The sequence below is a fragment of the Mesorhizobium sp. BR1-1-16 genome (genome assembly GCF_020165495.1).
In the GTDB taxonomy this organism is placed as follows: Bacteria; Pseudomonadota; Alphaproteobacteria; order Rhizobiales; family Kaistiaceae; genus Kaistia.
In genome coordinates this window covers 230,337-248,947 of sequence record NZ_JAIUIE010000006.1, presented here as the reverse complement: position 1 = coordinate 248,947, position 18,611 = coordinate 230,337, and the positions used below count along the sequence as shown (strand labels likewise).

13 protein-coding genes are annotated in these 18,611 nt (G+C 64.9%); 11 read left to right on the top strand and 2 right to left on the bottom strand.

What is annotated here, in order from left to right:
* Window positions 1-6: 6 nt before the first annotated feature.
* From LB518_RS15465 to recN, 7 genes are all read left to right on the top strand, one after another.
* Window positions 7-930, top strand: a complete 924-nt coding sequence (locus LB518_RS15465) for a D-alanine--D-alanine ligase (protein WP_224578417.1) — start codon at window positions 7-9, stop codon at window positions 928-930.
* Window positions 918-1,835, top strand: coding sequence for a cell division protein FtsQ/DivIB (locus LB518_RS15460; protein ID WP_224578416.1), 918 nt, complete (start codon window positions 918-920; stop codon window positions 1,833-1,835). Before LB518_RS15465 ends, LB518_RS15460 begins: the two co-directional genes overlap by 13 nt.
* Entirely contained in the window at window positions 1,835-3,157 is a 1,323-nt protein-coding gene (gene ftsA / locus LB518_RS15455) for a cell division protein FtsA (protein WP_224578415.1), read from the top strand. The genes LB518_RS15460 and ftsA overlap by 1 nt, the downstream gene beginning before the upstream one ends.
* 96 nt (window positions 3,158-3,253) lie before the next feature.
* Window positions 3,254-4,972, top strand: a complete 1,719-nt coding sequence (gene ftsZ / locus LB518_RS15450) for a cell division protein FtsZ (RefSeq protein WP_224578414.1) — start codon at window positions 3,254-3,256, stop codon at window positions 4,970-4,972.
* 276 nt (window positions 4,973-5,248) lie between these two features.
* Complete coding sequence (gene lpxC / locus LB518_RS15445) at window positions 5,249-6,205, top strand: UDP-3-O-acyl-N-acetylglucosamine deacetylase (protein ID WP_224578413.1); 957 nt, start codon at window positions 5,249-5,251, stop codon at window positions 6,203-6,205.
* A gap of 186 nt (window positions 6,206-6,391) precedes the next feature.
* Window positions 6,392-7,270, top strand: coding sequence for an outer membrane protein assembly factor BamD (locus tag LB518_RS15440; protein WP_224578412.1), 879 nt, complete (start codon window positions 6,392-6,394; stop codon window positions 7,268-7,270).
* A gap of 22 nt (window positions 7,271-7,292) precedes the next feature.
* Window positions 7,293-8,981 carry a DNA repair protein RecN gene (recN, locus tag LB518_RS15435; protein ID WP_224578411.1) on the top strand — a complete coding sequence of 563 codons (1,689 nt, stop codon included), beginning with the start codon at window positions 7,293-7,295 and terminating at the stop codon, window positions 8,979-8,981.
* A 39-nt stretch (window positions 8,982-9,020) separates the two neighbouring features.
* Here the strand turns inward: recN and LB518_RS15430 are convergent, their stop codons facing one another.
* Window positions 9,021-9,773, bottom strand: a complete 753-nt coding sequence (locus tag LB518_RS15430; protein ID WP_224578410.1) for a class I SAM-dependent methyltransferase — start codon at window positions 9,771-9,773, stop codon at window positions 9,021-9,023.
* A 349-nt stretch (window positions 9,774-10,122) separates the two neighbouring features.
* Here LB518_RS15430 and LB518_RS15425 point away from each other — a divergent pair, with 349 nt between their 5' ends.
* The gene (locus LB518_RS15425; protein WP_224578409.1) at window positions 10,123-11,406 is read left to right on the top strand and encodes a multidrug effflux MFS transporter; all 1,284 of its coding nucleotides are present in this window, start codon (window positions 10,123-10,125) and stop codon (window positions 11,404-11,406) included.
* An 8-nt stretch (window positions 11,407-11,414) separates the two neighbouring features.
* Here LB518_RS15425 and LB518_RS15420 read toward each other — a convergent pair whose 3' ends face one another.
* Window positions 11,415-12,851, bottom strand: a complete 1,437-nt coding sequence (locus LB518_RS15420; RefSeq protein WP_224578408.1) for a helix-turn-helix domain-containing protein — start codon at window positions 12,849-12,851, stop codon at window positions 11,415-11,417.
* Window positions 12,852-13,012: 161 nt separating this feature from the next.
* Here LB518_RS15420 and aceA point away from each other — a divergent pair, with 161 nt between their 5' ends.
* From aceA to LB518_RS15405, 3 genes are all read left to right on the top strand, one after another.
* On the top strand, window positions 13,013-14,302 hold the full coding sequence (gene aceA / locus LB518_RS15415; protein WP_224578407.1) for an isocitrate lyase: 1,290 nt from the start codon (window positions 13,013-13,015) through the stop codon (window positions 14,300-14,302).
* Window positions 14,303-14,316: 14 nt separating this feature from the next.
* Window positions 14,317-14,508 carry a DUF4170 domain-containing protein gene (locus LB518_RS15410; RefSeq protein ID WP_224578406.1) on the top strand — a complete coding sequence of 64 codons (192 nt, stop codon included), beginning with the start codon at window positions 14,317-14,319 and terminating at the stop codon, window positions 14,506-14,508.
* A 275-nt stretch (window positions 14,509-14,783) separates the two neighbouring features.
* Complete coding sequence (locus LB518_RS15405) at window positions 14,784-18,299, top strand: rhamnan synthesis F family protein (RefSeq protein WP_224578405.1); 3,516 nt, start codon at window positions 14,784-14,786, stop codon at window positions 18,297-18,299.
* Window positions 18,300-18,611 lie beyond the last annotated feature (312 nt).

The window sequence follows — 18,611 nt, the reverse complement described above, 5'->3', positions numbered from 1 at the left end:
ACTGTCTTGGCGAAGCACGTCGCCGTCCTGATGGGCGGATGGTCGAGCGAAAGGCCGGTTTCGCTCAATTCCGGCAAGGGTTGCGCCGATGCGCTCGAGGTTGCGGGTTACCGGGTCACGCGGGTCGATGTTCAGCGTGACGTGGCGGAGGTGCTGGCGCGCCTGAAGCCGGATGTCGCCTTCAACGCGCTGCACGGGCCTTATGGCGAGGACGGCTGTATCCAGGGCATCCTCGAGATCCTCCAGATCCCCTACACCCATTCCGGCGTGCTCGCTTCGGCGCTCGCGATGAACAAGGCGCGCGCCAAGGACGTCCTCGCGGCGGCCGGAATTCCAATCGCCGAATCAGTGCTCATGCACCGCCTGGATGTCGCGAAGGCGCATCCGATGACACCACCTTATGTCGTGAAGCCGGTGGCAGAGGGGTCGAGTTTCGGTGTCCTGATCGTTCGTGAGGGCGCTCTTCACCCGCCTCAGCAACTCTTTGCTGAGGATTGGGCTTTTGGCGACACGGTCATGGTGGAGCGTTTCATCGGCGGCCGCGAGCTGACCTGCGGCGTCATGGGCGACGAAGCCCTTGATATCATTGAGCTCGTGACGGCCGATGGTGGCTGGTACGACTACGACGCCAAATATTCCGACAACGGTGCACGACACGTAATTCCTGCGCCGCTTTTACCAGATGTTTACCAAAGTATACGGAATCTATCGGTGCGGGCTCATCGGGCTCTCGGGTGTCGCGGCATCAGCCGAGCGGACTTCCGATACGACGATCGACCTGACGGCACGGGGCAGCTGGTTTGCCTTGAAGTGAACACCCAGCCGGGCATGACGGCGACGTCGCTGGTCCCGGATATGGCGCGGCATGCCGGAATGAGTTTTCCGGAACTGGTGAGCTGGATGGTGGAGGACGCGTCGTGCGGCAGGTAGTCGATGAGCTGGCGGAAGAGCAGGGAGCGCGCGGATCGGCCGATCTCGCCGTGCCGTCTGCTCGACGCATGCCGTCCTGGCTGCATCGGCGGCTCAAGTCGCTGGCGCGCTATGAGCGCCGCCTGCCGCCGCATATCGGCATTGAATTGACGGCGCTCCTGTTCATCGCGACCGGCGTTGCCGGCGTGGTGTCTGCGGGCCGCACCGATGAACTCGTCACCTCGCTGTCGAATGCGGGCGGCCTCGTCGTCGAATCCGTGAAGATCACCGGGCAGATGGAGACCTCCGAGGTCGCCGTGCTGCAGAAGCTGCAGCTTCCGCCGGATGCCTCGCTGCCGGCGATCGACGTCGCTTCGGCGCGGGAGCGCATCGAGACGCTGCCCTGGGTTCAGACGGCGTCGCTGCGCAAGGTCTATCCCTCGACGCTGAAGATCACGATCGACGAGCGCCAGCCTTATGTGCTCTGGCAGCACGACCAGCAGCTCTCCGTGCTCGACGATACCGGCCGCGTCATCGGCGACGCCCGGGATGCCCATCGCAATCTCGTCCGCGTGGTCGGCGCGGGTGCCGAGACGCGTGCCTCCGAGGCGCTGGCGCTTGCCGACACTGCGCCGGGAATTCGCGCCCGGCTCAAGGCGGCTGTGCTGATTGGCCAGCGGCGCTGGAATTTCGTGCTCGACAACGGTGTCACGCTAATGCTGCCGCAGGACGATCCCAAGGCCGCGCTGGCGCGGATCGCCGGCTTCGACCAGAGCAACAATCTGCTTGGCCGCGACATCGTCAGCGTCGATCTCCGTCTCGGCGACCGGATGTTTGTGCGGCTGACGCCCGAAGCCGCCGTAAAACGCGAAGCCGAACTCAAGGAGCAGGCGAAGCTTGCGAAGCGCAAAGGGGCGAGCACCTGATGGCCCTGTTCGTCACCTCCGAAAGCCGTTTGAAGCCGCTGTCGGCCAAGAAGGCCACCATCGTCTCGATCCTCGATGTCGGATCGTCCAAGGTCTGCTGCCTGATCGCCAAACTGAAGCCGCGTGAGCTTGGCGATGTGCTGCCCGGCCGTACCCATGCCGTCGAGGTGCTCGGCATCGGCCATCAGCGGTCGCGCGGCATCAAGTCGGGCGTCGTGGTCGATCTGGACAAGGCCGAGCAGGCGATCCGCCTCGCAGTCGATGCCGCCGAGCGCATGGCCGGCGTCACGGTCGAATCGCTGATCGTCAACGTCTCCTGCGGCCGCCTTTCGAGCGAAGTCTATTCGGCGAGCGTCTCGCTGACCGGCCATGAAGTGGTCGAGAACGACATCAAGCGCGTCCTCGCCGCCGGCCGCGAGCACACCGTCACGCCGGAGCGTGCGCCGATCCATTCGCTGCCGATCGGCTATGCCATCGATGGCAATGGCGGCATCCGCGACCCACGCGGCATGCTCGGTGAACGGCTCGGCGTCGACATGCACATCGTCACCGGAGAGTCGGCGCCGCTGCGCAATCTCGAGCTCTGCATTTCGCGCTGCCATCTCTCGGTCGAGGCGATGGTCGCGACGCCCTATGCGAGCGGTCTCTCGGCGCTTGTCGATGACGAGACCGAGCTTGGCGTCGCCTGCGTCGATCTCGGCGGCGGCACCACAACGATCTCGGTGTTCATGGACGGCCAGTTCGTCCATGCCGATGCGATCGCCATCGGCGGTCAGCACGTCACCACCGACATCGCGCGCGGACTGTCGACCCGCATCGAGGATGCCGAGCGGCTGAAGACCATGCATGGCAGCGCGTTGCCTTCGGTTTCCGACGAGCGCGACATGCTGTCCGTGCTGCCGATCAGCGACGACGACCGCGACGTTCCGAACCAGATTCCGCGGGCCGCGCTGACGCGGATCATCCGCGCCCGCATTGAAGAGGTGCTGGAGCTCGTCCGCGACCGGCTGAACCGTTCCGGCTTCCAGACCATGGTTGGCCGGCGGATCGTGCTCACCGGTGGCGGCAGCCAGCTGGCGGGCATCAACGAGGCGGCGCGGCGCATCCTTGCGCGCAATGTCCGTCTTGGCCGTCCGCTCGGCGTGACGGGCCTGCCGGAGGCGGCCAGGGGGCCAGCCTTCTCGGCGGCCGTAGGGCTTTTGATCTATCCGCAAGTCGCCCAGATCGAGCAGGTCTCGGCGATGCGCGGCCATCGCATGCCGATGACCGGGACCGGCGGCTATTTCGCACGGGTCGGGCACTGGTTCCGCGAAAGTTTCTAATAGCCGAGAGGCGGGGCGCACAGGGCGAGGCGCCTCAATTAAGCAAAGCCAGGCCGGTTTACGCCACCGGCTGAGGGGTCAGACGACGAGGTCTCCATGACGATCAACCTGAAGATGCCGGATATTACTGAGCTTAAGCCCAAGATCACGGTCTTCGGCGTTGGCGGGGCTGGTGGCAACGCCGTCAACAACATGATCCGTTCTGGGCTCGAGGGCGTTGAGTTTGTCTGCGCCAACACCGACAGCCAGGCGCTCATGTCGGCGCGTGCCGAGCGCCTCATCCAGATGGGCACGGCGGTCACCGAGGGTCTCGGTGCCGGCTCGATGCCTGAGATCGGCCGCGCCGCCGCCGAGGAAGTGCTGGACGAGATCAACGATCATCTCGCCGGCTCGCACATGGTGTTCGTCACCGCCGGAATGGGCGGCGGCACCGGCACGGGCGCTGCGCCCGTCATCGCCCGCTCGGCCCGTTCGCACGGGATCCTGACGGTCGGCGTCGTGACGAAGCCGTTCCAGTTCGAAGGCGCCCGCCGCATGCGCGTTGCCGAAGCCGGCATCCGCGAGCTGCAGGAATGCGTCGATACGCTGATCGTCATTCCGAACCAGAACCTGTTCCGTATCGCCAATGAGAAGACGACCTTCGCGGACGCCTTCGCCATGGCCGACCAGGTTCTCTATTCGGGTGTTGCCTGCATCACCGACCTGATGGTCAAGGAAGGCCTGATCAATCTCGACTTCGCCGACGTCCGTTCGGTGATGCGCGAGATGGGCAAGGCTATGATGGGCACGGGCGAAGCCTCCGGCGAGCGCCGCGCCATCCTCGCCGCCGAGGCGGCGATCGCCAATCCGCTGCTCGACGAGACGTCGATGCACGGTGCCCGCGGTCTGCTGATCTCGATCACTGGCGGCAAGGACCTGACGCTGTTCGAGGTTGACGAGGCGGCGACCCGCATCCGCGAGGAAGTGGATCCGGACGCCAACATCATCCTCGGCGCCACATTCGAGGAAAGCCTCGAAGGCGTCATCCGCGTCTCGGTCGTTGCCACTGGCATCGACAGCGAAGTCCGCGAGGACGTCACGCCGACCGAAGTGCGCATGGCCGAGCTCAACCAGCGCATGAAGGCTGCCGCCCAGGCCGCCGTTCAGCCGCCGGCCGCAGGTCGTGCACCGCAGGTGAACACCGAAATGCGCGCGCCGGCTCCGCAGCAGGTCATCCGCCAGCCTGCGCAGACGGCCTCCCGCGACCCGGGCGTCACTATCGCCCCGCTGCAGCAGCCGCAGGCGTCCGTCTCCTATGACGAGGCCGAACTCGATCACGAGTTCGACATGGTCCCGGCGCCGGCCGATGCGCATGACCACCATCCGCAGCAGTCCTTCATTCCGCCGGCGGCCGAGGCTCCGGCCTCCAGCCGCATGCCGCGGGTCGAGGACTTCCCGGTCGTGGCCCAGCGCGAGATGCATGCCGCGCGCGGCGAGGAAGCGCAGGAGGAGGATCGCGGGCCGATGGGTCTGCTCCGCCGCCTGGCTCATCTCGGCCGTCGCGAGGAAGATGCCCAGCCGCAGCAGCCCCAGCGGGCCGCTCCGGTCCAGCAGGCTCCGGCCCGTGCGCCCCAGCAGGCGCCGCGCCAGCAGGCTCCGGCTCCCCAGGCGGCGCGTCCCCAGCAGGCGCCCCGTCAGGCGGCGCCGGTCCAGGACGCCTATCGCCAGCGCCAGCAGGCTGAACTCGATCCGCATGGCCGCGTGATGCCGCGCGAGCCGCGCCACGAGGACGACCAGCTCGAGATCCCGGCCTTCCTGCGCCGTCAGGCGAACTGAGCGACTGCAGCATTTCGACCCCAGGCCCGGCGGTATTCCGCCGGGCCTTTTCGCAAGCGCGGCAAGGCAATCCCCCAGGCGGATACCGCGTAACATACGGTTAGAAACCGTGATTTGTTGTAGGAGGGGGCGGGCCGTATCTTCACACTACGAATTGCTGCTCTGCAGCGCGATTACGCCGAGTCGACAGGCCGGCATGTTTCGCGAGCGAGCGGCTCAGTAGGTGAAGCGCGACAGGGACGCCGCGTAATTGGCGGTCCCGCAGGGGTTCAATTCATGGCAAAGCGTATGGGCACACCGCAGACGACGTTGCGCGATCGCGTCGTCGTATCGGGTATCGGTGTGCATAGCGGCCAGCCGGTCTCGATGGCGCTCAATCCTGCGCCAGCCGATAGCGGCATCACGTTCCAGCGCACCGATGGCGACGCTTCCGAATCGGTTGCGATCCGCGCCTCGATCGACAATCTGTCGGCCACCGATTCCTGCACGACGATCGCCCGCATGGGATTGTCGATCGCCACGATCGAACATCTGCTGGCGACCTTCAACGGTCTTGGCGTCGATAATGTGGCGGTCGATATCGATGGCGCCGAAGTGCCGATGATGGATGGCAGCGCCAGCGCCTTTGTCGCGTTGATCGAGCAGACCGAGATCGTCCAGCTCGCCGCCCGCCGCCGCTTCATCAAGGTCCTGAAGCCGATCCGCCTCGACCAGGGTCCGGCCTTTGCCGAGTTGCTGCCGTTTGATGGCCGCCGCTTCGAGATCGACATCGATTTCGATTCGCCGCTGATTGGCCGCCAGGCTTTCGTCACCGACCTGACCCCGGCGACGTTCCGTCGTGATCTTGCCCGCGCCCGGACTTTCGGCTTCCTGCGCGACGTGCAGACCTACTGGTCGCGCGGTCTCGCGCTCGGCTCCTCGCTCGACAACACGGTCGTGCTCGGTGATGACCGCGTTCTCAATCCGGAGGGGCTGCGTTTCGCGGACGAGTTTGTGCGCCACAAGGCGCTCGATGCGGTCGGCGATCTGGCGCTTGCCGGCGCGCCGATCATCGGGGCTTACCGCTCCTATCGCGGCGGCCATCGGCTGAACGCGCGCATCGTCGAGGCTCTGCTGGCTGATTCGTCGGCGTGGTGCTTTGTCGACGGGACGGCCGCGCCGCGTCGCGAGCCGGTTCGCGCCGAAGTTCCGGTCCGTCTCGCGGCCGCGGCGCTCGGTCCGGAAAAGTCCTGACGGGGCCTGCGGTTCGCCCGGCGACGCCTGCGAAGCGCCCTTTCTCCCAGATGATCCCACTGCCTTGAAAATGCGCCAATGCGCTGGCACGGCTGGTGACATACTGATGTCGTTTCGGCTAGAGAAGCGGCAGTGCTTTGACCCGTCGATAGAGGCGAGGCCGGTTCCGCTGGCTCGAATTCCTGCATGACAAATATCGATGCGACCCTTCCTTCCGCCGCTGCGAAGCTGGGGCGGAAGGGGACGATCGCGCTTCGTGTCGTCCTGCTCTGCTCGCTGGTGGCTCTGGCCGGCTGCCTCGGCAAGGAAGACGACTCCGACCAGCCAGACATTCCAGCGGGCGAGCTCTACAATCAGGGCCTGAAGCTGATGTCGGAAGGCAAGCTTCGGGCCGCCTCGGCGCGCTTCGGCGAGGTCGACAAGCAGCAGCCTTATACCGAATGGGCCCGCAAGGCCCTGATCATGCAGGCCTTCACCTATTATCGTCAGGGCAAGTATGACGACACGATCGAGGCTGCGAAGCGCTATGTGGCGCTCTATCCTGCGAGCCCGGATGCGGCTTACGCGCAGTACATGATCGGCCAGTCCTATTTCAAACAGATCCCCGACGTGACGCGCGACCAGGAATCGACGCAGCGCGCCATCGCCGCGATGCAGGAAGTGGTCGAGCGCTATCCGAATTCCGAATATGTCGACGACGCGCAGAAGGCGATCATCGTTGCCCGCGACCAGCTCGCCGGCAAGGAAATGCAGATCGGCCGCTATTATCTGGAGCGCCGCGAATATCCGGCCGCCATCAACCGCTTCAAGACGGTCGTGACGCAGTATGGCAATACCCGCCAGGTCGAGGAGGCGCTCTATCGCTTGACCTCAGCCTATTACGCGATGGGCATCGTCAGCGAAGCGCAGACGGCCGCCGCGGTGCTGGGCCACAACTTCCCGGATTCGCCCTGGTACAAGGATGCGTACAGCCTGCTGCAGTCCGGTGGCGTGTCGCCGTCCGAAAACAAGAGTTCCTGGATCAGCAAGGCGTTCCAGACTGTAACCGGCCTCGGCGGGACCTGAGGAGGAAGGGCCTAGCCTCCCGATGCTCGCAGCGCTGTCCATCCGCGACATTGTCCTGATCGACAGGCTCGAGATCGATTTTGCGCCGGGCATGACGGTTTTGACCGGCGAGACCGGCGCCGGCAAGTCGATCCTGCTCGACGCCCTGGCGCTGGCGCTCGGCGGGCGAGGCGACGGGGCACTGGTCCGTCACGGCGCCGCGCAGGGGCAGGTGAGCGCCGTGTTCGATGTGGCGCGCGAGCATCCGGCCCGCCAATTCCTGACCGACAATGCCATCGACCATGACGGCGAGCTGATCCTTCGCCGCGTGCAGACCGCGGACGGCCGCACCCGCGCCTATGTCAACGACCAGCCGGTAAGCGTCGCGCTGCTGCGCGATGTTGGCGCGCGTCTCGTCGAGATCCACGGGCAGCATGATGATCGCGCGCTGATCGATCCGGCCGTGCACCGACAGCTCATCGACGCGTTTGGCGGGCTGGATGGAGAGGCCGGCGAAGTCTCTGCCGCATGGCGCGGCTGGCGCGCGGCGGAGAGTGAAGTGGCATTGCTGCGACGACGCATCGCCTCGGCGCGCAGCGAGGGAGACTATCTCCGCGCGGCCGTCGACGAGTTGCAGCGTCTTGCGCCGCAGGCCGGCGAAGAGACGGAGCTTGCCGCCACGCGTCACCGGATGATGCAGATCGAGAAGATCGCGACCGATCTTGCCGACGCGCATGAAACGATCGCCGGCCATGCGTCGCCCGTGCCGACGTTGGCAAGCCTGGCGCGACGTCTGGAGCGCAAGCGCGATCAGGCCGGCGGGCTGCTCGACGGTGTCGTCGAGGCCGTCGACCAGGCCATCGATGCGCTGGAAGAGGCGGAAGGCCTGCTCGACGCTTCGATCCGGGCCAGCAATTTCGATCCGAAGGAACTGGAGCGCACGGAGGAGCGGCTGTTCGCGCTGCGGGCCGCTGCGCGCAAGCATGATGTGCCGGTCGAGGGGCTGGCCGGGCTGCGCATCCGCATGGAAGCCGATCTCACCGCACTCGATTCAGGCGAAGAACGGCTGGCGGCGCTCGAGGCCGCTGCCGAGCAGGCGCGGCACAGCTTCGACATCCGCGCCGCCGCGCTTTCCGCTCGCCGCCGTGCCGCCGCCGATGCGCTGGAACTGCGCGTCGCGGAAGAACTGCCGGCGCTGAAGCTGGAGCGTGCGGCGTTCATCGTCGCCATCGAAAGCGACGGCGAGGAGCGCTCGGAGAGCGGCATCGATGCCGTCTCCTTCGTGGTCCGCACCAATCCAGGCACGCGGCCGGGGCCGTTAATGAAGGTTGCTTCCGGCGGTGAGCTGTCGCGCTTCCTGCTCGCCATCAAGGTCGCGCTGGCCGATCGTGGCTCGGCGCCGACGCTGGTCTTCGACGAGATCGATACCGGTGTCGGCGGCGCCGTCGCCGAGGCGATCGGCCGCCGTCTGGCGCGCCTCGCCGAGCGGGTTCAGGTCCTTTCCGTGACACATGCGCCGCAGGTCGCAGCGCGAGCCTACAGCCATCTCCTGATCGCCAAGACGCTTGTCGGCCAAGTCGGGCAACCATCGGGCGAGGAGCGGGTCGCGACCGGGGTGACACCGCTTCGCGGCCACGAGCGGCAGGAAGAGATCGCCCGTATGCTGGCCGGCAGCGTCATCACCAACGAGGCGCGCGCCGCCGCGGCGCAGCTGATCGGCGGAGCTGCCTAAGGCGCCTTGCCCCTGGCGGCCGCGCCGTCCACGGGCTTTTCAGCGGCGACGATAGACGGTTGCCTTTGCCTTCAGGGTCTCTGTGCGCGGGCCATCCCGAAAAAACGGTGCGAGGGCGGCCATCACATCCTCCCGGCAGCTCTCGGTCCGGTCGCCAAGGACAGCCGGCGACGTCGAAGAGCGGGTCAGAAGCCGCTCGAACAGCGCCTCGGGCGTGATCATCTGCGTGAACTCATGCTCGATCGTTTCGCCCTCGACGAAGGGCGTGTCGGTGAACCAGTTCTCATAGATCTCCCTCCAGCCCGTCGTCTTGCGGGCGGAGTAAGCGAGGTTGACCGACTCGAAGGCCTCGAACCAGGGATTGCGCGCGTCTTTCACGGGGGACGTGCCGCAGATGAGGATCGCGCCGCCGGGGGCGAGGATGCGCTCGAGAACCGGAAGCGTCGCCGCCCGGTCCATCCAGTGCAGCGCCCGGCCGATGGTGATGACGTCGAACGTGCCGATGTCAGCCGGCAGATCTTCCGTCCGCCCGGCCATCAGGGGCAACTCGATCCCCGCGGCAGCGGCGTCGTTGCGCGCTGCGGCCAGCATGTTCGGCTCCGGATCGACGCCGAGGATCGAGCCGACATAAGGATGAAGGCCGAGCGCGAGCACGCCGGGACCCGTGCCGAGATCGATCAGCGCTTGATGGCCGTCCAACGCCAGCCGCCCCGCGATCAACGCGAAGAAGCCGGCCGGATAGGGTTCGCGGAAGCGCCTGTAGGTCTCCGCAGTCGTCGCAAAACGTCCCATCTCGTTTCCCCCGCTGTGCCATCGCCCGGCTCTCATAGCGAACGATGCCGCCTTCAACGCGGCAGTCGTGCGGTTCCTGTCGCGCTTGCGCAGTTTTGCCGCAGTTTCGATAGGGAGATCATCGCCGTTGAGCCTCATGACGGTTGACCGTCCTGCCTTGCTCGACGTATTTTTCGTAAGGGAACATTATTTGATCAGGAATTGTGACGGCGGTCACCGCAGCGCCACAAAAGCCGGATTATGAGTGTTCCTGCAGCCCGCACTTCGGTCGATCCATCTTTGCCTGCCGCCGCGTGCCGTTCTTCGTGCCGGACCTCCCGCCTGCACGTTCATACCTTAGAGAATTGCAATGTCCGTCCTGTCCACCGTGCCCGCGACCCGAGCGGAGCCCGCGCCATCTTTCCTCGAATTCGTACTGATCATCGCCTTCATGATGGCGCTCGGCTCGATGTCGATCGACAATCTGCTGCCGGCCTTCGATCCGATCCGTGCCGATTACGGCCTCGCCTCGACCAATGAGGTGCAGCTGATCCTGACCGTCTACATGATCGGCTTCGCGATCATGCAGCTCTTCTACGGTCCGTTCTCCGACATCATCGGGCGGCGGCCGACCTTGATGGTCGGGCTCATCATCTTCGCGATCGGCAGCTTCATCGCGTTGTTCTCGACGAGTTTCGAGATGCTGCTTCTCGCCCGCCTGATCCAGGGCATGGGCGCTGCCGCGACGCGCATCCTCTCGGTCGCCATCGTGCGCGACCGCTTTCAGGGGCGCGAAATGGCGCGCGTGATGTCGCTCACCATGATGGTCTTCATCATCGTGCCGATCTTCGCGCCGTCGATTGGCAGCCTGATCCTGCTCTTCGGCACATGGCACACCATTTTCGTCTCGATGCTGGTGCTCGCCGTTCTGCTGGCCCTGTGGTTCGGCCGTCGCATGCCCGAGACCTTGCGGCCCGAATATCGGATGCCGTTTTCCGTGCAGCGGATCACCGATGGCGCTCGCCGTTGCCTTTCGCAGCGCGTGACGGTCGGCTATGCCACGGCGATGGGGCTGATGTTCGGCGCGCTGATGGGCTATCTCGGCTCGACGCAGCAGATCTTCGAAACCGAGGTCTATGGCCTTGGCGCGATCTTCCCGGTGGTGTTCGGCTCGCTTGCCGCAGTGATGGGCATCGCGTCCTTCATCAATTCGCGGCTGGTGCGGCGGCTCGGCATGCGCCGGCTCTCGCATTTCGGCATCTGCGGTTACGTGCTCTTCTCGGCCGCCATGCTCGCCGTGGCGCTCGCCTATGGCGGCAAGCCGCCGCTGCTCGTGTTCGCGGTCACGCTGGCCGGTTGCCAGTTCCTGTTCAGCCTGACGATGCCGAACTTCAACACCATGGCTATGGAGCCGCTCGGCGACATCGCCGGAACGGCGTCCTCGCTGATCGGCTTCTACACCACCATTCTCGGGACGCTGGCTGGTCTCGCCATCAGCCAGAGCTTCGATGGTTCGGTCCTGCCGCTGGCGATCGGCTTCCTCGCCGCAGGTCTCTGCGCCTTCGTGACCGTGCTCGTCACCGAGCGCGGCAAACTGTTCCAGCCGCATCACGCCGATCCGCTGCCGTCCGCCGAGGCTTTTGGCGGTCACTGAGCCGGCAGTCACGCATCTCCCGTCCGCGGCGCCCTGCCGCGGCCGGGATCGAACAGGAACGGCACTACACTGCGCAGGTTCTCATCGATGAGGATCGGCCGGGCCGCAGGCGGTTCGGCGCGCTGGGCACAATCTGTCCGCTCGCAGAGGCGGCAATTGGTGCCGATACGCGCGGTGCCGACGCCCTCGCCATCGGCATAGACGATCCGACCCGCATATTTCATCTCGCAGACAAGGCCGATCGCAAAGCGCGCTTCCCGCGCCGGGAAGGGCTGTCGCGCGCCGCTGACAGTCGCGGCGATCGAGAAGAACGCGGTGCCATCCGGCATTTCGAGCCGCTGCGTCAGGATGGCGCCCGGGCTGCGGAAGGTCTCGTGCAGGTTCCAGAGCGGGCAGGTGCCGCCATAGCGCGAGAGATGGAAGCGGCCGGAGGCATGGCGCTTCGAGACATTGCCGGCATCATCGACGCGGATCATGAAGAAGGGCACGCCGCGGGCGCCGGCCCGCTGCAGCGTCGTCAGGCGATGACAGACCTGCTCGAGGCTGGCATTGAAGCGCTGGGTCAGCACCGCCACATCGTAGCGGCACGCCTCGGCGGCGGCGAAGAAGCGGCCATAGGGCATCATCACCGCGCCGGCTAAAGAGTTTGCGAGGAAGATGCGGAACATCCGCCGCGCTGTTGCATCGGTCAGCGCCGTTTCCTCGACCAGCGTGTCGATCAGTGCCGCGTGCTCGATGGTCGCAAGCTGGAATGCGGCCTGGAAGATCCGCCCGGAAGGCGACACCATTTCTGAAAGCTGCAATTGCCGGCGATGGCGATCGAAACGCCGAAGCGCGCCCGCCATCACCTCAGCCGGTAGAACGCGCAGTCGAACGCCATGGCGGGCCTGCAAACGTGCTGCCAGGGCGCCGAGGAGGTCTGGCCCGGCCTCGGTTAGCTCCGCCGCCAGCGCTTCGGCCGTTTCGTCGAGTGCCGGGAAGTAGTTCTTTGCTGCCTCGATCGCGTTTCGCACCGCGTCGACCGGATCGAACGCTCGGATATCGGCCGTCGTCGACGTTTCGGGATCGCGCTGTGTCTGCTGATAGGCCTGGTAAAGCCTGCGCATCGCATCGGCGACCGATGGGCAGGTCTCGACGAGATCCCGCAGTTCCTGCGCCGGCACGGCCAGGTCGCGGAACAGGGGATCACCCATCATCTCGGCAAGTTCGCCAAGGCTGCGGTCATCTTCGGATGACGCCAGCGCCGCGATGTCGAGGTCATAGACCTCGGCGAGACGGATAAGGATCTGCGCCGAGACGGGACGCTGGTTGCGCTCCATCAGGTTCGCATAGCTCGGCGATATCGAGAGATCTTCGGCCAGCTTGGTCTGGCTCAGCCCGAGATCGCGGCGAAGGCGCCGCAGCTTGCCGCCAATGAACAGTTTTCGACCGGTCTCGTTTGTCATATTTTTACAGCTTTACATGTCTCGCGGTCACAGGGTGACAGTACAACCCGATTGATCGAGAAAGCCTTTGTAGTTCAGCCGTTTGATCGGCACATTGCCGTTGTTGCCATCGTTGCAGAAGCAATGGCAGACGATGTCACGACCTGTCAATGGAGCTGATCATGTCACGCGATTTCGAAGCCTTTCTCGCCAGCCAGCCCAAGGGCCGTTTTGACGGCATCCGTCGCCCCTATGGTGCGGCCGATGTGGCACGGCTCGCCGGTTCGGTGGCGATCGCACATACGCTGGCTGAGCGCGGCGCAGACAGACTGTGGCGGCAGCTGAGCGACATGCCCTATGTCAACGCGCTCGGCGCCGTCACGGGCAACCAGGCGATGCAGATGGTCAAGGCCGGACTGCAGGCGATCTACCTCTCGGGCTGGCAGGTCGCGGCCGATGCCAATACGGCCGGAGCCATGTATCCGGACCAGAGCCTCTATCCGGCCAATGCTGGCCCGGAGCTCTGTCGCCGCATCAACAAGACGCTGCAGCGCGCCGACCAGATCGAGCGCGGGGAGGGCGCGGCGTCACGTGACTGGTTCGTGCCGATCGTCGCCGATGCCGAGGCGGGTTTCGGTGGGCCGCTCAACGCCTTCGAGATCATGAAGGCCTATATCGAGGCCGGCGCGGCAGCGGTCCATTTCGAGGACCAGCTCGCCTCGGAGAAGAAGTGCGGCCATCTCGGCGGCAAGGTGCTGATCCCGACGGCGCAGCATGAGCGCAACCTGATCGCCGCGCGGCTCGCCGCCGATGTCATGGGCGTCTCGACTCTGGTCGTCGCGCGGACGGATGCGGAATCGGCGCGGTTGATCACATCGGACATCGATCCGCGCGACCGGCCGTTCATCGAAGAAGGCGCACGGACACCTGAAGGCTTCCATCGCCTCAAGGAGGGAACGGGGCTCGATCATTGCATCGCGCGTGGCCTCGCCTTTGCGCCCTATGCCGATCTCCTGTGGTGGGAAACCTCGCATCCGGATCTCGATGACGCGCGCGCCTTTGCCGAGGCAATCCATGCGCGTTATCCCGGCAAGATGCTGGCCTATAACTGCTCGCCCTCGTTCAACTGGCGGCAGAAGCTCGATCCGGAGACGATCGCGACCTTCCAGCGCGAGCTGGGTGCCATGGGCTACAAGTTCCAGTTCGTGACGCTCGCCGGCTTCCATGCGCTGAACCATTCGATGTTCACGCTGGCCTCCGGCTATCGCGACCGCGGCATGGGCGCCTACAGCGAATTGCAGCAGGCCGAATTCGCTTCGGAGGCCGATGGCTATACGGCGACGCGCCACCAGCGCGAAGTCGGCACCGGCTATTTCGACCAGGTGTCGCTTGCGATCACCGGCGGCCTCTCCTCGACCACCGCCATGGCGGAATCGACCGAGGCAGAGCAGTTCCTAACAGCCGCTGAATAACAGGGAGAGAGATCATGCATCCATCGCGTTTCTGGATCGTCGGCGGTGAATATGCCTCGACGACATTCGACAAGCTGATCGAGGGCAGCGAGCGCGTGGTCGGGCCGTTCGGCGAACGGCGCAAAGCCGAGGAAGCCTGGCGCCGCCTCTCCGAAGACAATCGAAGCCAGTGTTGCGTCCGGTTTACCATCGCGGCGGAACACTAGCGAAACAGGCGCGGCCTTCCGTTCGATCGACGAGCAGAAGGTCGCGCCGTGTGAAATGTCCGGATCTGGCTTCGAGGCAAGCGTGGCGGCAGAGGAACCGAAAGCCGATCCGACGTAGATCAGGTCCAGCTCTTCGTCAACGATTGCGACATTTGGTCCAAGGTCGGAAATACTGGTCGTCGAGCCAATCGGCGGGCGCGCCGCTCTGATTGACTTGCCCGGCACTTGTCGCAATGGTCTCTGGCCCGAGAACACGCCGTCAACGAGTTGCGTCCATGACAGGAAGAAGAACGCGCAGAGCCCTGCTGCTGCTCGGCGTGGATGGTGCCGGCGCCGCTACCCTGGCGAGGCTGCTCGGCGCGATGGGATGCGATCTGGCGACGGATCAGGCTCCAGAGACCGGCACGCATCCGGCGGGGCGCCTCGAAGCGGGGAGGTTCAGCGCGCTCAACGATGAGATCTTTGCATCCGTGGGAATGAGCTGGCTTGATCAGCGGCCGTTTCCGGCGGATTGGTATGCTTCGCCCGAAGCGGGTGCCTTTGCCGATCGGGCGCAGAGGGCGCTGGCTGAGTCATTCGGCGGTTCGGAGCTGTTCGCGATCCACGATCCCCGGATCAGCCGGCTGCTGCCGTTCTGGTTCACTGCTCTGACGAAGTTCGGTGCCGAACCTTTGGTCGTCGATGTCCACGGCGATCCGGCGGCAGTCGCTGCAGCGCTAGCCGAAAGTCGAGGAATGGAGCCGCTGAACGGCGAGATGCTCTGGCTCAGGAGCATGCTCGAGGCCGAACGGGATTCGAGAGGCCGGCCGAGGGTCTTCGTCGCCCATGACCAGCTCACCGGCGACGGGCCATCGACGATCGACCGCATCGCGCGGCAATTCGGCATCATCTTCTCGGGCGCCATCGCAGATGCTACGGGGCTCATCAGCGTCGAGCCTCAGGCGCATTCCAAAGCAAGCCTTGAGATCGTCCGGCGTCAGACCCATTCGGGCTTTGTGGCGACGGCGTTCGCCATCTTCGGCAAATGGGCCCGCATGGGGGAAGATGTCTCGGATCACGCCGCGCTCGATGACGCGCGAACCGCGCTCGAGACAGCCTCCGAAACGCTCGAGCCCATTCTCGGCGCGCTGGCCACCCTCCATGGCGAGAACCGGCACGTCCCTGCGCTCGTTCCCGGGAATCAGCGCGATGCGCGCCGCCTGGATCTGGTGTCGGAACGGCTCGAGGCGACGGAAGCGAGCCTTGCGGAGACGAGGCAGACCCTTGCTTCCATATCGGCGGCTGCCGATGCGCAGAAGCACCGGGAGCGGGAACTGACTGAACAGTTCAACGAACGCTCACATGAACTCATCCGTGCCCGGAAGCGGCCGCTTCGCAACCTTCGCTATTATCTTGAGTTCAAGGCGCTGAAGGCACTGTCCTCAGATGCATTGCCGCTGCCTGCGAAGACGAAGTCACGGTTCCGTCGGAGCGCCGCCAAGCGCGATCCAAAGCGCTTCATGCCCGAGCGCGTCGAGGTGATCGAGGTGCGACCTGATCCGGTCGAGGTGATCACCTCGCTCCCCGGGTCGGTTCCGTACAATGCCGATCGGCCGGTCGTCGTCGTCGTAAGCCATGAGGCCAGCCGGTCGGGCGCGCCCATCCTTGCGCTGAACCTCGCGAAAACCTACGCCGAGCGCTACAACGTCGTCGCGGTCTGCCTGCGCGGTGGCGAACTCCTTGGCGACTTCCTGGAGACATGCACCGAAGTGCATATCGCCCGCCCACCCATCAACGAGGCCGATCAATACGATCTCATGGTGGACGCGATTGGCGCCACCAAGCGGCCGCTCTTCGCGATCGTGAATTCGATCGAGTCGCGCTACATTTTGCGCGCCTTTCGCGAGCACGGGATTCCGACTGTCGGCCTCTTCCACGAGTTCGCCTCCTATATCCTGCCAAGGACAGCATTCTCCGAGGCGTTCCGGGAAGCCGATCAGATCGTCTTCTCGACCGAACTCACCATCGAGAATGCCCTGGAGCAGACTTCGTCCGTGCGAACCGAGCGCTTCCATGTGCTGCCGCAGGGCCGATGTGAACTGCCGGGTCGGACGGCTTCCGAGGCTTCACGTCAGCTAGAGCGCGATCGTCTCGAGGCGGTGATGCTGCCGAACGGGCGCGACGCCGGCGAGTTTCTCGTTCTCGGCGCCGGCTATGTTCAGATGCGCAAGGGTGTCGATCTGTTCATCGATGTCGCGCGGCGCGTTCTCTCGACGGACGAGGGTCGATCGGCCCGGTTTGTCTGGATTGGGCCGAACTACAATCCCGAGCTGGATGCCGCCTATTCAGTCTATCTCAAGGATCAGATCAGCCGCGCCGGCCTGTCGGATCGCATGATCATTGCGCCCGAGACATCCGAAATCGACCACGCCTATGCGCTTTCGAGCGTGCTGCTTTTGACAAGCCGGCTCGATCCGCTGCCGAATGTCGCGATCGATGCGATGTCGGAGGGGCTGCCGATCGTCTGCTTCGACAAGACAACCGGGATAGCCGACCTGCTGACCGAGGCGGGTCTCGGCCCGGACTGCGTCGCCGACTATCTCGATACCGAACAGGCGGCGGCCAAGCTGTTTGCGCTCATGCGCAGTCCCGAACACTATCGCCATGTCGCCGACGCGACGAGGAACTACGCTGCCATACGGTTCGATGCCAGGGCCTATGCAGAGCGGATCGAAGATATGGCGCTGATGGCCAGGGCTGCCGCGGAAGCCCTGGAGAGCGATCTCGCCACGATTGCGGCGGCTGAGCGCTTCGATCCCGCGTTCATGCTTCCCGAACGGCAGGACAGGCCGTCCGCCAACGATGCCGCCCGCTATTATCTCACCGAGAACAAGCGCCGGCCCGAACCTCGCAGGCCGGAGCCCGGGTTCAATCCGCTCTTGTTCGGCGAGGCGATGGCTGCAAAGGATGAACCGGAACACGACGCCTATGCTGCGTTCCTGCGCCAGGGGCGGCCCCAGGGCGATTGGATCCGGCAGGTCATCCGCGAAACCGATGCCATGCCGGAGGAGGGCGTCTCCCCGGGCATCCGGACGGCGCTCCATATTCACGCCTACTATACCGATATCGTCCCGGCGATCGCCGAACGCCTCGCCGTCAATGCCTCCCGGCCCGACCTTTTCGTCAGCGCCGCTGACGAGACGAGCCTGGATGATGCGGTCGCGCGGCTCCAGGCCTATGGCGGCCGGATCGCCGAAGCACGTGTCGTCGCCAATCGTGGCCGGGATCTCGGTCCGCTGCTGACGGCATTCGGCTCCAGCCTCGTTCGCAACTATGATCTGATCGGGCATGTCCACACCAAGAAGACAGCGTCGAATACCAACCGCGGCATGATCGAACGCTGGGTGGAGTTTCTCTATGAGAACACCCTTGGGGGCGAGCAGGGCGGACCGATGATGGACCGCATCATCGCCGCCTTTGCCCGAGACAGCCGGTTGGGCATCGTCTTCCCCTCCGATCCCAACATTCTCGCGTGGTCGGCCAATGAATCGATTGGGCGCTCCTTGGCCGAGAGGCTTCATCTGGCCTCGCTTCCGCGCCATTTCGACTTTCCGATCGGATCGATGTTCTGGGCGCGTGCCGAGGCCATTGAACCTTTCATTTCGCTGGGACTTGATTGGCGTGACTACCCGATCGAGCCCGCCGGTCACGACGGGACCGTCTTACACGCAATAGAAAGGCTGTTCGGAATTATAGCCGAGAGTCGGGGTCTGAACATCGCGGTCACCCATGTGAACGACGTCACTCGGTAGGGGCCTTATTTTGTACAGTATTGGTGTTCGACCGAGCTTCGCGGGCAGGGCGGGTCCGGTTGCCATCAGCGCGGCTTCAACGACGGTTTGCCAAGCGAGACGATGACAAAAGCTGAAGCGCGAATCTTGTTGATGATCTTTCGTTCGGACCAATGAAGTTAGGCATGTCGACGTATATATGGCTTCCGCTCTCGGGGAGATGAGGAGTGTCGCATAAGTGATTTGGCCGATGATGGCCTGTGTGACAGTAGAACTGTCGATGGCATTGGGGTGGGGCTGCTGCCGTCGAATGCACTTACTACCTGGAGGGGA

Excerpts from the sequence above, each read along its gene's own strand:
- aceA (WP_224578407.1), top strand. The coding sequence starts at position 13,013 with ATGTCACGCGATTTCGAAGCCTTTCTCGCCAGCCAGCCCAAGGGCCGT.
- LB518_RS15405 (WP_224578405.1), top strand. The coding sequence starts at position 14,784 with ATGACAGGAAGAAGAACGCGCAGAGCCCTGCTGCTGCTCGGCGTGGAT.
- recN (WP_224578411.1), top strand. The coding sequence starts at position 7,293 with ATGCTCGCAGCGCTGTCCATCCGCGACATTGTCCTGATCGACAGGCTC.
- lpxC (WP_224578413.1), top strand. The coding sequence starts at position 5,249 with ATGGCAAAGCGTATGGGCACACCGCAGACGACGTTGCGCGATCGCGTC.
- LB518_RS15425 (WP_224578409.1), top strand. The coding sequence starts at position 10,123 with ATGTCCGTCCTGTCCACCGTGCCCGCGACCCGAGCGGAGCCCGCGCCA.
- LB518_RS15410 (WP_224578406.1), top strand. The coding sequence starts at position 14,317 with ATGCATCCATCGCGTTTCTGGATCGTCGGCGGTGAATATGCCTCGACG.
- ftsZ (WP_224578414.1), top strand. The coding sequence starts at position 3,254 with ATGACGATCAACCTGAAGATGCCGGATATTACTGAGCTTAAGCCCAAG.
- LB518_RS15440 (WP_224578412.1), top strand. The coding sequence starts at position 6,392 with ATGACAAATATCGATGCGACCCTTCCTTCCGCCGCTGCGAAGCTGGGG.
- LB518_RS15430 (WP_224578410.1), bottom strand. The coding sequence starts at position 9,773 with ATGGGACGTTTTGCGACGACTGCGGAGACCTACAGGCGCTTCCGCGAA.
- LB518_RS15420 (WP_224578408.1), bottom strand. The coding sequence starts at position 12,851 with ATGACAAACGAGACCGGTCGAAAACTGTTCATTGGCGGCAAGCTGCGG.
- ftsA (WP_224578415.1), top strand. The coding sequence starts at position 1,835 with ATGGCCCTGTTCGTCACCTCCGAAAGCCGTTTGAAGCCGCTGTCGGCC.